At 72.8% G+C, this 14093-nt stretch carries 15 protein-coding genes; 9 read left to right on the top strand and 6 right to left on the bottom strand.

What is annotated here, in order from left to right; genetic code table 11:
* Nucleotides 1-135 precede the first annotated feature (135 nt).
* From DMP17_RS16775 to DMP17_RS16800, 6 genes are all read left to right on the top strand, one after another.
* Complete coding sequence (locus tag DMP17_RS16775; protein WP_337830026.1) at nucleotides 136-1707, top strand: amidase; 1572 nt, start codon at nucleotides 136-138, stop codon at nucleotides 1705-1707.
* Nucleotides 1708-1792: 85 nt separating this feature from the next.
* Entirely contained in the window at nucleotides 1793-2431 is a 639-nt protein-coding gene (nthA, locus tag DMP17_RS16780; protein ID WP_337830027.1) for a nitrile hydratase subunit alpha, read from the top strand.
* Between the two features lie 19 nt (nucleotides 2432-2450).
* Nucleotides 2451-2924 carry a hypothetical protein gene (locus DMP17_RS16785; protein WP_337830028.1) on the top strand — a complete coding sequence of 158 codons (474 nt, stop codon included), beginning with the start codon at nucleotides 2451-2453 and terminating at the stop codon, nucleotides 2922-2924.
* A complete protein-coding gene (locus DMP17_RS16790; protein WP_337830029.1) occupies nucleotides 2903-3085 on the top strand; it encodes an SH3-like domain-containing protein in 183 nt (60 codons plus the stop codon). Before DMP17_RS16785 ends, DMP17_RS16790 begins: the two co-directional genes overlap by 22 nt.
* Before the next feature lie 95 nt (nucleotides 3086-3180).
* Entirely contained in the window at nucleotides 3181-4410 is a 1230-nt protein-coding gene (locus DMP17_RS16795) for a GTP-binding protein (RefSeq protein WP_337830030.1), read from the top strand.
* A 15-nt stretch (nucleotides 4411-4425) separates the two neighbouring features.
* Complete coding sequence (locus DMP17_RS16800) at nucleotides 4426-4758, top strand: ArsR/SmtB family transcription factor (RefSeq protein WP_226356099.1); 333 nt, start codon at nucleotides 4426-4428, stop codon at nucleotides 4756-4758.
* Between the two features lie 54 nt (nucleotides 4759-4812).
* Here the strand turns inward: DMP17_RS16800 and DMP17_RS16805 are convergent, their stop codons facing one another.
* Entirely contained in the window at nucleotides 4813-5400 is a 588-nt protein-coding gene (locus DMP17_RS16805) for a TetR/AcrR family transcriptional regulator (protein ID WP_337830031.1), read from the bottom strand.
* A 105-nt stretch (nucleotides 5401-5505) separates the two neighbouring features.
* On the opposite strand from DMP17_RS16805, the gene DMP17_RS16810 reads away from it, so the two are divergent.
* From DMP17_RS16810 to DMP17_RS16820, 3 genes are all read left to right on the top strand, one after another.
* On the top strand, nucleotides 5506-6516 hold the full coding sequence (locus DMP17_RS16810; protein WP_337830032.1) for an NADP-dependent oxidoreductase: 1011 nt from the start codon (nucleotides 5506-5508) through the stop codon (nucleotides 6514-6516).
* Between the two features lie 133 nt (nucleotides 6517-6649).
* Complete coding sequence (locus tag DMP17_RS16815) at nucleotides 6650-7888, top strand: acyl-CoA dehydrogenase family protein (protein ID WP_337830033.1); 1239 nt, start codon at nucleotides 6650-6652, stop codon at nucleotides 7886-7888.
* 94 nt (nucleotides 7889-7982) lie between these two features.
* Nucleotides 7983-9062, top strand: a complete 1080-nt coding sequence (locus DMP17_RS16820; protein WP_337830034.1) for a cupin domain-containing protein — start codon at nucleotides 7983-7985, stop codon at nucleotides 9060-9062.
* On the opposite strand, the gene DMP17_RS16825 is transcribed toward DMP17_RS16820, so the two are convergent.
* The 5 genes from DMP17_RS16825 to DMP17_RS16845 form a co-directional block, all read right to left on the bottom strand.
* Entirely contained in the window at nucleotides 8974-9798 is an 825-nt protein-coding gene (locus DMP17_RS16825; RefSeq protein ID WP_337830035.1) for a phosphatase PAP2 family protein, read from the bottom strand. The genes DMP17_RS16820 and DMP17_RS16825 overlap by 89 nt on opposite strands.
* A gap of 137 nt (nucleotides 9799-9935) precedes the next feature.
* Nucleotides 9936-11699 (bottom strand): FAD-dependent oxidoreductase, encoded by a 1764-nt coding sequence (locus DMP17_RS16830; RefSeq protein ID WP_337830036.1) that lies wholly within the window; start codon nucleotides 11697-11699, stop codon nucleotides 9936-9938.
* 26 nt (nucleotides 11700-11725) lie between these two features.
* Entirely contained in the window at nucleotides 11726-12478 is a 753-nt protein-coding gene (locus DMP17_RS16835; protein ID WP_337830037.1) for an SDR family NAD(P)-dependent oxidoreductase, read from the bottom strand.
* Nucleotides 12471-12791, bottom strand: coding sequence for a Dabb family protein (locus DMP17_RS16840; protein ID WP_337830038.1), 321 nt, complete (start codon nucleotides 12789-12791; stop codon nucleotides 12471-12473). The genes DMP17_RS16835 and DMP17_RS16840 overlap by 8 nt, the downstream gene beginning before the upstream one ends.
* The gene (locus tag DMP17_RS16845) at nucleotides 12788-13999 is read right to left on the bottom strand and encodes a 4-hydroxybenzoate 3-monooxygenase (RefSeq protein WP_337830039.1); all 1212 of its coding nucleotides are present in this window, start codon (nucleotides 13997-13999) and stop codon (nucleotides 12788-12790) included. Before DMP17_RS16845 ends, DMP17_RS16840 begins: the two co-directional genes overlap by 4 nt.
* Between the last annotated feature and the right edge of the window lie 94 nt (nucleotides 14000-14093).

The following is a 14093-nucleotide window of genomic DNA, read 5'->3' on the forward strand; positions in this document are numbered from 1 at the left end:
ACGGCGGCGACCCTCGCCCCGCCGGGCGCGACCGCGCCGGGCGCCCCCCGTCACGTCAATTCGTCAAAACTTGTTGACATGTACGGCTGGCGCACATAACTTCTCGTCATCCCCGGATGTGAGGAGCACCGCTCGATGGCGATTCCACCTCCCGACGCCGCCCGTCTGGCGGCCCTGAACGAGCACTACGCGTTCGGCCTGTCGGAGGCCGAGCTGGCCGAGTTCGGCCCGGCGGTGACCGCGACCCTCGCGTCCTCGGAGCGGGTCGAGGAGCTCTACCGCGCCACCGCGCCGCAGGCACCGCAGCGGGAGTGGTCCGAGCCCGCGGACAACCCGCTGGGTGGCTGGTACGTCACGACCTCGGTGCCCGGCGCCGCGCAGGGCCCGCTGGCCGGGCGGACCGTGGCACTCAAGGACAACATCTCCCTCGCCGGGGTGCCGATGACCAACGGGTCGGCCACCGTCGAGGGGTTCGTGCCCTCCCGTGACGCCACGGTCGCGACCCGGCTGCTCGCGGCCGGGGCGACGATCACCGGCAAGGCGATGTGTGAGGACCTGTGCTTCTCCGGGGCCAGCTTCACCTCCCGGCCGTGGCCGGTGCGCAACCCCTGGGACCCGACCCGGGCCTCGGGCGGATCCTCGAGCGGGAGCGCGGCGCTGGTCGGGTCCGGCGCGGTCGACATGGCCGTGGGCGGTGACCAGGGCGGCTCGATCCGTATCCCGTCGGCGTTCTCGGGGACCGTGGGGCACAAGCCCACCCACGGGCTGGTCCCCTACACCGGGGCGTTCCCCATCGAGGCCACGATCGACCACCTGGGCCCGATCACCCGCACCGTGTCCGACGCCGCGCTGATGCTCGGGGTCCTGGCCGGGGTCGACGGGCTCGACGCCCGCCAGCCCACCACGCTGGACCCGGTCGACTACCTCGCCGCGCTCGAGCAGTCCGCGGCCGGGTTGCGGGTCGGGATCGTCACCGAGGGCTTCGGCCGTCCGGAGAGCGACCCGGGTGTCGACGAGGCCGTGCGCGCCGCGATCACCACCCTGACCGACGCCGGGCTGGTCGCCGAGGAGATCTCGATCCCCTGGCATCTGGACGGCATGGCGGTCTGGAACGTCATCGCCACCGAGGGCGCCGCGCACCAGATGGTCGACGGCAACGCCTACGGCATGAACTACCCCGGCCTCTACGACCCCGAGCTGATCGGCCACTACCACCGCCAGCGCCACGCCCGCGGGTCGGAGCTGTCCAAGACCGTCAAACTCGTCGGACTGTCGGGTGGCTACACCTTCGGCCACGGCGGCGGCGCCTACTACGGGATGGCCCGCAACCTGGCCCTGGAACTGCGCGCGGCCTACGACCAGGCGTTGACCGGCTACGACGTGCTGGTCATGCCGACCCTGCCCTACACCGCACCCGAGCTGCTCGGCCTCGACGCCGACCTGGGCACCTACCTGCCCACCGCGCTGGGGATGGTCGGCAACTGTGCCCCGTTCGACGTGTCCGGGCACCCCGCCGCGAGTGTCCCCGCCGGGCTGGTCGAGGGCCTCCCGGCCGGGCTGATGATCGTCGGCCGGCGTTTCGACGACGCGACCGTGTTGCGGGTCGCGCACACCTTCGAGCAGGCCGTCGGCGGCTTCCCCGCTCCGCCGGCCCTCACCGCCTCGGTCGGGGCCGCCCGACCGCCGCTCTCCGGCGTCGGGGGGTGAGGCCGGACCCGTCGATCCCCGCGCAGTCCTCGCGCACCACCTCCCCACCCGACCGAGCACCGACGACGATCCCGAAGGAGCATCCGTGACGCTCGCCGCCCACCAGAACCGCACCGGCCTGCCCGAGCAGGCCCCCGCCGACGACCGAGCCTGGGCACTGAAGAACGCGCTGGAGGCCAAGGGGCTCATCCCCGCAGGCTTCAACGAGGGCTGGAAGAAGACCTTCGAGGAGGAGTACACCCCGCGCCGGGGAGCCGAGCTCGTCGCCCGGGCGTGGACCGACCCCGAGTTCCGCGAGCTGCTGCTCTCCGACGGGACCGCGGCCGTCGCCCAGTACGGCTACCTCGGCGCCCAGGGCGAGTACATCCGTGCCCTGGCCGACACGCCCACGGTCAAGAACGTCATCGTGTGTTCGCTGCGCTCGTGCACCGCCTGGCCGATCCTGGGTCTGCCGCCCACCTGGTACAAGGGCTTCGAGTACCGCGCCCGGGTGGTGCGGGAGCCCCGCAGGGTGCTGGCGGAGCTGGGGACGACGATCCCCGAGGACGTCGAGATCAAGGTCTACGACACCACCGCCGAGACCCGCTACATGGTCCTGCCGATGCGCCCCGCGGGGACCGAGGGCTGGGACGCCGAACGCCTGGCGGGCATCGTCACCAAGGACTGCCTGATCGGCGTCGCGCTGCCCTCGGCCGACGTGGTCGTCGAGCACCCCAACACCTGAGCGAACGGAGGACACCCCCATGGACGGCGTTCACGACCTCGCGGGCAAGCAGGGCTTCGGTCCGGTTCCGCACACCGCCAACGGCCCGATCGGCGACACCTTCAAGTACGACTGGGAGCACCTGGGCTACAGCCTGCTGTTTTTCGGCGTGACCAACGGCTGGTTCACCCTCGACGAGGTGCGCCACGCGGTCGAGCGGATCGAGCCGAAGCACTACCTGACCACCCCGTACTACGAGCGCTACATCATCGGTGCGGCGACGCTCGTGGTCGAGAAGGGCGTGCTCACCCACGACGAGCTGGAGGCCGCGACCGGCGGTCCCTTCCCGCTCGCGCTGCCCGCGACCTCACCCGGCCGTCCGGCCCGGGAGGGCCGCGAGACGTTCGAGATCGGCGACAAGGTCCGGGTGACCGACGACCACTTCGCCGGGCACGTCCGCTACCCCGCCTTCTGCCGGGCAAGGTCGGCACGGTGCAGCACCGCACCGGGATGACCTGGCCGTTCCCCGACGCCGCCGGTCACGGTCGCAGTGACGGCGGCTCGGAGCCGAGCTACCACGTCGAGTTCGACGGCGCGGAGCTCTTCGGCGACGACACCGATGCCGGTGCGGTGGTCGTCGACCTGTTCGAGGGCTACCTCGAGCGCGTCGCCTGATCCACCGCTCCCCTCCGGGCGGGCCCGCACCGACGGGCCCGCCCGGCCGTCCGACCCACCACCACGGTCGCCGGCCGGCGACGAGAGGACCGACGATGACCGACACCCGCCTTCCCGTCACCGTCCTGTCAGGCTTCCTCGGAGCGGGCAAGACGACCCTGCTCAACCACGTGCTGAACAACCGCGACGGCCGCCGGGTCGCGGTCATCGTCAACGACATGAGCGAGATCAACATCGACGGCTCGGAGATCGCCCGCGAGGTCGAGCTCAGCCGTTCCGAGGAACGCCTGGTCGAGATGACCAACGGGTGCATCTGCTGCACCCTGCGCGACGACCTGCTCGGCGAGATCACCCGTCTCGCGCGGGAGGGGCGGTTCGACTACCTGCTGATCGAGTCCTCCGGCATCTCCGAGCCCCTCCCGGTCGCGGAGACGTTCACCTTCGTCGACCCCGCCGGTGGCGCGCTCGACGACATCGCCCGGCTCGACACCATGGTCACCGTCGTCGACGGCGTGAACTTCCTGCGGGACTTCCGGGCCGGCCGCCGGGTGGACGCCGACTCCCCCGACGACCGTCGTGACCTCTCCGACCTGCTGGTCGACCAGGTCGAGTTCGCCGACGTCATCCTGATCAGCAAGACCGACCTGATGCTCGACGGGCAGGTCGCCGAGCTCACCGAGATCCTGCGCCGGCTCAACGCCGTCGCCGAGATCATCCCCATGTCCGAGGGCCGTGCGCCGCTGGACCGCATCCTGGACACGGGGCTGTTCTCCCTCGAACGCGCCGCCACCGCACCCGGCTGGCTGCAGGAGATCAACGGCGAGCACGTCCCGGAGACCGAGGAGTACGGCGTCGCCTCGCACCTGTACCGGGCCCGCGCGCCGTTCCACCCGGAACGCCTGTACGACGTCCTCACCCGGAAATGGACCAACGGACGGCTGCTCCGGGCGAAGGGCTACTTCTGGAACGCCGCCCGGATCACCGACATCGGCAGCATCTCCCAGGCCGGTCACCTCATCCGGCACGGCTACATCGGCCACTGGTGGCGGTTCCTGCCCGCCGAGGTCTGGCCGGAGGACTACCGCCGCGAGGCGATCACCGCGAACTGGGACGACACCGTCGGCGACTGCCGCCAGGAGCTGGTCTTCATCGGCCAGGGGATCGACCGCGACACCCTGTTCGCCGAGCTGGACGCGTGCCTGCTGACCGACGCCGAGATCGGTCTCGGGCCCGACGGCTGGGACGCGCTGCCCGACCCGCTCGGCACCGGCGAGATCGACGTCGCCGCCGCGGCGGGAGCCGGACGACTCCCCGCCGGGCTCTGACGTGGGGCCGGCCCGATGACCTCGACCGACGACCGGGCGGTGGACGTGGCCTTCGACGCGCTCGCCGACCCCACGCGCCGAAGCATCCTCGAGATCCTGGCCGACGACGCGGAGTGCTCCGCGGGCGAGATCGCGACCAGGGCGACGAGCGTGGCCCGCACCACCGTGTCCACCCACCTGCGGATCCTGCGCGCCGCCGGGCTCGTCACCGAACGACGGATCGGCCGGAACCGCTACTACTCGATCGACGCCGACGGTCCGGCCGGCGGCGTCCTGAGCACTCTCGGGCAGATCTTCGGCCCCGCCGCACCCGCACCGGACCCGGCGGGCCGGCGTCTCCCGGGCTGACGGACCGTCCCACCCTCCCGGCCGGCCGGGCGTTCGCGTCGGAGCCCACCGGCCTCAGCCGCCGTCCCCCGCCCCGCCCGACGGCGACACCACAGGCTCGGCCACGAGAGCCGGGCGGGCGACCACGTCGAAGAGGTGCCCGGCACGTGCGGCGAGGGCGGGCTGGTCACCCAGCCACGCGAGACCCGCGATGAGCGCGAAGAGGTCGGTCCCGTCGAGCCCCGCGCGGGCCTCACCGGCCCCCTGGGCCCGGTCGAGCAGTCGCGCACCCGACGCCCGCAGCGCCACGCAGGACTCGTGCAGGGCCGACTCGGGTTCCTCGATCGCCGACACCATGGCCTCGGTGACGCCGCGGTAGACCGTGCTGAAGTGGACGCACTCGCGCACCCAGGACAGCAGTGCGTCCTGCGGCCTGCCGGAGGCCTCCAGCTCCGCCGCGCGGGCGACGAGCTCGTCGAACCCCGTGCGCAGCAACGCCGCGAGCAGCGCCTCCCGGGTGGGGAAGTGCCGGTACAGCGTCCCGAGACCGACCCCGGCCCGCCGGGCGACGTCGCGCAGGGACGCCTCCGCGCCCTGCTCGGCCACGACCGCTCCCGCCGCGCCCAGCAGGAGGTCGTAGTTCTTCTTCGCGTCCGCCCGCACCGCACCCCTCCTTGACAACCGGAGCACTGCCCCGCTTATATTCGGGGCAGTGCTCCGCTTACCGTAGCGGACGACGACACCACGGAGCGGACGATGCCGGAGACCATGCGAGCGCTCCGACAGCACGGGTTCGGGGGTCCCGGGGTACTGGTCGAGGAACAGGTGCCCGTGCCCTCGCCCGGCCCCGGGGAGGTGCTGGTGCGGGTGCACGCGGCGGGTCTGAACCCGCCGGACTGGTACCTGCGCGAGGGGATGCCCGACGTCCCGGAGGAACTCCGCCCCCCGATGACCCTGCCGATCGTCCTGGGCACCGACGTCTCGGGCACGGTGACCGCCCTCGGCGAGGGCGTCGGCGACGTCGCGGTCGGCGACGAGGTCTTCGGGATGCTGCGCTTCCCGGAGCCGATGACGGCCGGGACCTACGCCGAGTACGTCGTGGCGCCGGTGACCGACATCGCCCGCAAGCCGGCGGCGGTCGACCACGTACGGGCCGCCGCCGTGCCCATGGCCGCGCTGACCGCCTGGCAGTTCCTCGTCGACCTCGGGCACGACCACCCCTCCCCCTTCCAGTCCGCCCGGCACCGGCCGGTGCCCCTCGGACCCGGCACCAGGATCATGATCAACGGCGCCGCCGGCGGCGTCGGACACGTCGCTGTGCAGCTCGCCGCCTGGAAGGGCGCCCACGTCATCGCCGTCGCCTCGGGCCGCCACCGGTCTTTCCTGCTCGACCTCGGCGCCGACGAGGTCGTCGACTACACGCGCGAGCGCCCCGAGGACGCCGCGACCGACCTCGACCTCGTGCTCGATGTCGTCGGCGGACCCGACAGCGGGCGGTTCCTGCGCACACTGCGCCGGGGCGGTTCGCTGTTCCCGGTGTACCTCGCCCGGTACGACCCCGACGAGCTCGCCGCCCGTGACGTCACCGCGACCGCGACCCAGGTCCGGGCCGACGGCGCGCAGATGGCCGAGCTCGCGGCGCTGGTCGACAGCGGAGTGCTGCGTCCGGCGGTCGACAGCATCTTCGAGCTCGCCGACGCCGCGAAGGCCCACGCCCGGGCGGCGGAGGGCCACATGCAGGGCAAGATCGTGCTCACGGTCGCAGGCCGGGACGCCTGACGCGCCCGGCGGAGTCGTCCCCGACGTACCAGGGTTGCGCTGTCGTCCAGTCCGCGGCGCAGCGACGTCCAAGCCTCCCGACGGACACGTCGCAAGACTCGGCGCACCAGGTCGTTCCACGAAGGGAAGTCCCGTGGCCGTGTCGTTCGTTCTCAGTCCCGAGCAGGAGAAGCTCAAGGTCACGATGAGCGAGTTCGCCCACGTGCACCTCGCACCCCTGGCGGAGCGGGTCCGGGCCACCCCGGATCCCCGCGAGGCGTCGGCCCTGATGCGCGAGGTCCACGAGAAGGACGTCGAGGCCGGCGTGCTCAGGACGATGATCCCGGCCGAGCTGGGCGGAACCGCTGCCGGCGGCATCGAGGCCGCGATCATGTGGGAAGAGCTCTGCACCGTGATGCCCGACATCATGGACACCTTCGGCGGCGCCATGCTGGCCCTCGGACCGGTCATGACCGCCGGGACGCCCGAGCAGATCGAGCGTCTCATCGAGCCGTTCCTCGCCGACTCCGGAGCGCCCACCGCTGCCCTCGCGTTCAGCGAGCCCGGCGGGTCCGCCAACTACGACGCCCCGCCCCCCGCGCCCGGCCTGCAGACCCGTGCCGAGCTCGACGGTGACGAATGGGTGATCACCGGGGAGAAGGAGTGGGCCGCGCACCTCGGCGGCTGGGACGGCATCGGCCCCGACCTCATGGTCGTCGTCTGCCGCACGCCCGGCGGCATCTCCATGATCGCGGTCGAGCGCGCGCACTTCGAGGCGGGCGGGCTGACCGTCCTGGAGTACGACGACACCATCGGCTTCCGCGGGACGCCCACGTGCCGGGTGCGACTGGACGGCGTCCGTGTGCCCCGCGCGAACCTGATCGGCCACGAAGGGGGCGGGGTCGAGCTGACCACGCAGGCGTTCACCGTCAGCGCCGGGGCGGTGGCCGTCCTCGCGACGTCGTCGATGCGGGCCGCCTTCGACGACGCCTTCGACTTCGCCACCCGCGAGCACCGCGGCGGGCCGGTCCCGGTCATCGAGCACCGGGTGGTCGCCGACGTGCTGTCCGATGCGAAGGGCAGGATCGAGGCCACCCGGCTGCTCGCATGGCGCGCGCTGGACGCCGCCATGGGCGGAAGCCCCTCCGCGCTGGAGTGGTGTCTGCACGCCAAGGTCCTCGGGTCCGAGACCGCCGTCGACGTCATCAACCAGCTGGTCCGCGTCGTCGGTATCCAGGCCTACAACCGGAGCAACCCGATCATGCACCGGCTGTTCGACGCGCTCGCCTACCCCATCTTCGAGGGCGGCAACATCAGCATGCGGCGCCGGCAGCTCCAGGGCGTGATGACGGCCGAGGGCTGGGACCCGCTGCAGGCGTCCGGCATGGCCTGAGCGCAGGGCGAAACACCACGTTGACGCGGGGCGAACGCGGTCTACACGCCGGGTACGGATTCTGGGACTCTGGATGCGACTCCGGAGGCCGAGCGTGCAGACCTGGACCACGACCCACCACCCGGCTGGGGAGCAGTTCTCCTACTGGCGGGAGGTGCTCTGTGCCGCGTTCGCCCCGCTCCGTCCCGAGCGCGGGCGCAGCCACGGGGTGCGGCCGGACGGCGGGATCACGAGCGTCGTCCGGTCCGCCCCGCTCGGCACGACGGTCTGCGCCGACGTCCGTTCCACCACGCAGCGCATCGTCCACGGCCCCGCCGAGATCCGGGCCACGCAGGAGGACGTCGTCTTCGTCAACCTGCAGCTGAGCGGACGATGTCTCGCCGAGCAGGACGGGCGCACGGCCGCCCTGACCCCCGGTCGGCTCGCGGTGTTCGATACCAGCAGCGAGTACCGCTTCGAGTACCTCGGCGACCACGCGTCCGACGAGTGGCGGGTGCTCTGCTTCCGTGTCCCGCGGACCCAGCTCGAACCGCTCGTACCGGACCTGCACGATGTCACCTGCGTCGGGATCGACACGACACGGGGAACCGGCGCCATCGTCGGCTCGTCCATGACCGCCGCGTGGCAGCACATCGACACCCTCGACGACGGCGGCGCGGTGCAGAACGCCTTCGTCACCGTTCTCGCCGCCCGGCTCGGCGCCGGACAGGACGTCCCGAACCGGCCGAGGCAGGTCCGTGAGGCCACGCGCGCCGCCGTGAACCGCTTCGTCGACGCCAACCTGTGCGGCGCCGACCTGCGGCCGTCCAGCGTCGCCGCCCGTTTCGCCATCTCGGTCCGTACCCCTGCACAACCTCTACCGCGACAGCGGCAGGACCTACGGACGTACGGTCATGGCCCTGCGCCTGGCCCACTGCGCCCGTGCGCTGGCCGACCCCGACGACCGCCGTTCCCTCACCCGGCTCGCGACCGACCTCGGGTTCGCCGACCTCTCCCATCTCGACAGGTCGTTCCGTCGGGAGTTCGGGACACGCCCGCGGGACCTGCGCGACCTCCGCGGCCGGGGACCGGTCGCGTCGAGCTGATCATCCCGCGACAGGCGGTGCGGGCCTCACCGGCCGACCGTGTGCGCCGGACCCCGGGCCCCGGCCGGTCACCCACACCAGGCCCGTGACGACGACCGCGAGCCAGGCCCCGCCGAGCGTCCAGCTGGTCGCGACGTCGGTGACCCAGTGCACCCCGAGGTAGAGCCGGCTGACGCTGATCGTGAGGACCGCGGCGGCGGCGACGGCGCCGACCACGACCCGCCACCCGGTGGACCGCACCGCGCGCCCCAGGACCACGGCGACGATCCCGATGACCACGGTCGCCCCGAGGGCGTGGCCGGAGGGCAGCGAGAGGTCCGGCTCGACGACCAGCTGGGTCGCCACCGGCGGGCGGGTGCGGCCGTAGAGGTCCTTGAAGGACGGCACCAGCACGGCCACACCGCCGGTCGCGACGGCGACGGCCAGCGCGTCCCACCAGCAACGGGTCACCAGCAGGACGGCGACGGCCGCCGCCGCGAGCAGCAGCGTCCCGTTGGTACCGCCGTAGCGGCTGACGGCCTCCATCAGCGCCGTCAGGTCCGGGGTGCGGTGGGCGATCATCCAGTCCAGCACCGGCCGGTCGGCCCCGGCGACGATGCGGTTCGGGGCGTCCTCCACCGCGTCGACGACGACGGCCTGCCCGGTGTAGAACGCCACCGCCGCACCCGATCCCCACAGCAACGGTCCGGGGACGCGGAAGTCGCGACCGATCAGCGGGCCCGACGTCACCAGGCCCGCTCGGTGGGCGAACAGGACGGCGGCGACGAGCAGCCACCCGAGCGTCAGGACGAGTCCCGCGACCTGCTGTGCATCGGCGGTGTTCACCACGCAACTGTCCCGCGGCGGTGCTGTGGCGCCGCTGAGAGCGCCCGCGCAGGACGTACGGGGACCCCGACGCGCGGCCGTCGGCCGGACCCGGCCGGGCCCGGCGCGCGGCCGCCGGACCGGCCGGACGGCCGTCGTCAGCGGCGTCCGCGGACGGCGAGGTCCTCGGACCCGCCGGACACCGCGGCGGCAGGGGGCTGTGACCGCTTCACACGCTCCCCCGCGCGGGCACCGAGGTCCCGCCCGACCCGGTAGCCGAACACCATGGCGGGACCGATGTTGGCTCCGTACCCGGGGTATCCGCCGCCGAACACGGACACGGCGGCGGTGCCGACGGCGTAGAGGCCCGCAACGGGCTGCGCATCCTCGTCCAGCACCTCGTTGCGGGGGCCGACGGCGAGACCGGCGTACGTCCCGAGATCACCCATCTCGATCTTGACTGCGTGGAACGGACCCTTCTCGATGGGAGCGAGGTTGGGGTTCGGCCGGTGCTCCATGTCGCCCTTGAAGTGGTGGAACCAGTTCGATCCTCGTCCGAAGCGGGGATCCTCTCCGCAGGCTGCGCCGGAGTTGAAGTCCTCGACGGTCCGCTGCAGGGCCGCGGCGGGCACACCGATCTTCGCGGCGAGCTCGGGGACGCTCGGGGCGCTGTGCAGGTACCCGGCTCGGCGGAACACCGTCTGAGGGAACGGCCAGGGCTTGGCCCAGCCGATGCCGTAGCGCCGCATGGCGGTGTCGTCGGCGACGATCCAGCCGAAGGTCCCCTCCCGGTCGGCGTCGTTGCGGATCATCTCGACACCGAAGTCGTGGTAGGAGCTGGACTCGTTGGCGAACCGCTCGCCGTCGCGGTCGACCGCGATGAGTCCGGGCAGCCCGAACGCGCGCAGGTGCGGGAACCACCGCTTCTGGCCGCGGAGACCACGGAATACCGTGACGGGTCCCCAGGACGCCGGCTGGTGGGGGCGGTCGTCGACGTGCCCACCGAGCGGACCGGTCAGCCGGACGGCGTCGCCGTCGTGGCCGAGGGTGGGCGTGGTGTGGTCGTCACCGTGCGGGTCGTGCAGGAAGTAGCGGCGGCGCAGCTCGGGGTTGCCGGAGAACCCGCCGGAGGCGATGACGACACCGAGCCGCGCACGGACCTCACCGGCGTGCGCGCCGGACAACCGCGCCCCGGTCACCACGCCGTCGGGGCCACGGAGGATCTCCTCGGCCGCCGTGGAGGTCCACATCCGGATGCCGGCCTCACGGGCGGCCGCCACCATCCGCGTCATCAGGGCGTTCCCGTTGGTCCGCAGGTGCGCGCGGCGGTACAGCAGCGTCTGCACCCAGGTCGCGGTGATCTTGCGTGCCGCGTGCCGGAAGGCGGCCGGATCCCGGTTGGCCTTGAGGAACTGCGCGATGTCGGGGCCGACCTCGGGCATGTACCCGAAGACCGTGTAGGACTGCAGGTAGGGCTGCATCCGCAGGCGGTCCTCGCCGAGGATGCGGGCGTCGGTGGCGCCGACCGTCACCGCTCGGCCCGAGACCTTCGCGCCGGGGGCGTCCATCTGGTAGTCCGGCGCCTTCTCCGGGTAGTGGAAGGCGATCCCGGCCTCGTCGGTGAAGAAGCGCATGGCCTCCGGGACCGTGTCGAGGAAGGCACCGACGGCGGTGGCGTCGTAGGAGTTCCCGGCCAGGTGCCGGAGGTAGGTCTCGGCCTCCTCGCGGGTGTCGCCCTCCCGGACCCCGTGCTCGTTGCCGGGCACCCAGAGCCAACCGCCGGAGATGGCGGTCGTGCCGCCCAGGTAGCGGTCCTTCTCCACGACGATCACGCTGCTGCCGTCGTGCGCGGCGCGCAGAGCGGCGGCGATCCCGCCGGCGCCGGAGCCGATCACGAGCACGTCACAGGTCCAGGTCTTCATGGTGGTCTCCTTCGGTGGGGTGCGGCTCAGACCGCGGTGTAGCCGCCGTCGACGACGAGTTCGGCTCCGGTGGTGAAGCCGGACTCGTCGGAGGCGAGGTAGAGGACGGCGTGGGCGATCTCCTCGGGCCGTCCCTGGCGGGGCAACGGGTTGCCGGCGACGAGCTGGCGGTAGTAGGCCTCCGGGCCGATCGCCGAGCGTTCCGCCGACGCCCGGCTCATCGCCGTGTCCATCGAGCCCGGGTGCAGGGAGTTCACGCGGACGCCGTGTGGCCCGTAGGTCGCGGCGTCGGCCTTGCTGAGCAGCCGGACCGCGCCCTTGGTCGCGTGGTAGAGCGGCACGTTGCTGCCGCCGGTGAGGCCGTGGATGGAGGAGAAGTTGACGATGCTCCCCCGGCCGGCCGCGACCATGTGCGGCACCACGGCGCGGGTGGTGAGCCAGACGCCCTTGACGTTGACGTCGAAGATCCGGTCGAACTCCTCGACCGTCGACTCGTGCGACGGGGCCGGGCGGCCGATGATCCCGGCCGCGTTGACCAGCACGTGCGGTGGTCCGTGCTCGGCGACGATCCCCGCGACGGCGTCGCCGACCTCGGTCTCGGAGGTGACGTCGCAGACGACGTCGGTGACGGACAGCCCGTCCCATCCGCCGTCGTTGCCCCGGCTGTCCAGGTTCACGACGACCGCGCCGTGCTCGGCCAGCAGCCGCGCGGTGGCCCGTCCCAGGTCTCCGGTACCACCGGTCAGCACGACGGTCTTCCCGCTCATGCGCTCACTCATGGACGTCCCTCCCCGGGGCCGGTCCCTCGTCCGGGACCTCGAAGTCGACGGTGGCGATCTGCTCGGCACCCGCGCCGGAGATCGCGATCAGCGGCCGGTGGGCCGGATGGTCGGTGTAGACGGCCACGTCGTCGATCCGGTCGAAGTCGGCGACGACTGCGGCGTCCCACGACCGGTCGAGGCCCAGGACGTCCGGCCCCGCGGACAGGTTCCGCAGCTGCGGGATCAGACCCGGCAGCTCCCGGACCCGGTCGAGCCACTCGGCGGGGTCGAACCCGGCGCGCCAGCGGAACAGCACGACATGGCGGATCACCGGGTGTCCTCGGAGTTCCCGCCGGCCGGCAGCGGCCACCCGACGTAGGCCTCGGCCAGCTCGGCCGCGGCCCGCTGCGAGGACACGAGGTGCCCGACCTCGGCGCGACGGCGCTGCTCGTCGAACGGGTCGGCGCCCGGCTGCGGGTGCAGCATCGTGGTCATCCGGCAGGAGAACTGCTGGGTCCGCCAGACCCGTCGGGCCGCGTCGGTGGCGTACCGGTCGGCGGCCCCGCCGCGGCGGTGCACCAGCAGGTCGGTCAGCGCCCGGGCCAGCAGGACGACGTCGGCGACCGCCAGGTTCAGCCCCTTCGCCCCCGTCGGCGGCACGGTGTGCGCGGCGTCCCCGGCGAGGAACACCCGGCGGTGCCGCATCGGCTCGCAGACGTAGGACCGCATCGGGATGACGTCGCGGGCGACGACCGGGCCCTCGACGAGGCCGAATCCGTCGACCCCGGCGACCCGGGCCTGCAGCTCGTCGAGGACGCGGGCGTCGGACCAGTCCGACGTGGACTCGGCCGGGTCGCACTGGAAGTACATGCGCTGCAGGGTCGGCGTGCGAGAGCTGATCAGCGCGAACCCACGCTCGGAGGAGGCGTAGACCAGCTCCTTCGCGCTCGGTGGCGCCTCGACCAGCACGCCGAACCAGGCGAACGGCAGGGCACGGAAGTGGTCGGTGCGCACCCGGTCCGGGATCGCGCCGCGGACCACGCTCCGGGACCCGTCGCAGCCGGCCAGCGCCTCGCAGCCCAGCTCGACGGCCACGCCGTCGGCCCCGGTGAAGGTGAGGACCGCCCCGTCGTCGCCGGTGTCGGCGACCGCCACCCCGGAGACGCCCAGCCGGAGGTCGGTGTGGTGGTCGCGGTGCCAGGCGAACAGGTCCCGCAGGACCTCGTGCTGCGGGTACAACCACACCGACCGTCCGGTGTGGGCCCGCAGGTCCACCCGGTGGGTCGTGCCGTCGACGCGGATGCCGATCCCGTCGTGCCGGACCCCGTCGACGCCGATCCGCTCACCCGCACCACAGGCGTCGAGCAGCTCGACGGTCCCCTGTTCCAGGATCCCTGCCCGGACGGTGCCCTCGATCTCCTCGCGGGTGCGATGGTCGACGACCACGGCGTCGACCCCTTCTCGCGCCAGCAGCATCGCCAGCACCAGGCCTGCGGGCCCGGCGCCGACGACGGCGACCCGGGTTCGCTCCTGCCTCATGAACAACTCCGTCCCTCGGCTCCTCCGCGACGCCGGCCGGTGCCGGTCGTCCGTACGGGTCGAGGTTCACCGCCGGAGACGGCAACCGGGAACG

The organism is Pseudonocardia sp. TMWB2A (assembly GCF_017312135.1).

Excerpts from the sequence above, each read along its gene's own strand:
- DMP17_RS16775 (WP_337830026.1), top strand. The coding sequence starts at position 136 with ATGGCGATTCCACCTCCCGACGCCGCCCGTCTGGCGGCCCTGAACGAG.
- DMP17_RS16785 (WP_337830028.1), top strand. The coding sequence starts at position 2,451 with ATGGACGGCGTTCACGACCTCGCGGGCAAGCAGGGCTTCGGTCCGGTT.
- DMP17_RS16795 (WP_337830030.1), top strand. The coding sequence starts at position 3,181 with ATGACCGACACCCGCCTTCCCGTCACCGTCCTGTCAGGCTTCCTCGGA.
- DMP17_RS16800 (WP_226356099.1), top strand. The coding sequence starts at position 4,426 with ATGACCTCGACCGACGACCGGGCGGTGGACGTGGCCTTCGACGCGCTC.
- DMP17_RS16810 (WP_337830032.1), top strand. The coding sequence starts at position 5,506 with ATGCGAGCGCTCCGACAGCACGGGTTCGGGGGTCCCGGGGTACTGGTC.
- DMP17_RS16830 (WP_337830036.1), bottom strand. The coding sequence starts at position 11,699 with ATGAAGACCTGGACCTGTGACGTGCTCGTGATCGGCTCCGGCGCCGGC.
- DMP17_RS16835 (WP_337830037.1), bottom strand. The coding sequence starts at position 12,478 with ATGAGTGAGCGCATGAGCGGGAAGACCGTCGTGCTGACCGGTGGTACC.
- DMP17_RS16845 (WP_337830039.1), bottom strand. The coding sequence starts at position 13,999 with ATGAGGCAGGAGCGAACCCGGGTCGCCGTCGTCGGCGCCGGGCCCGCA.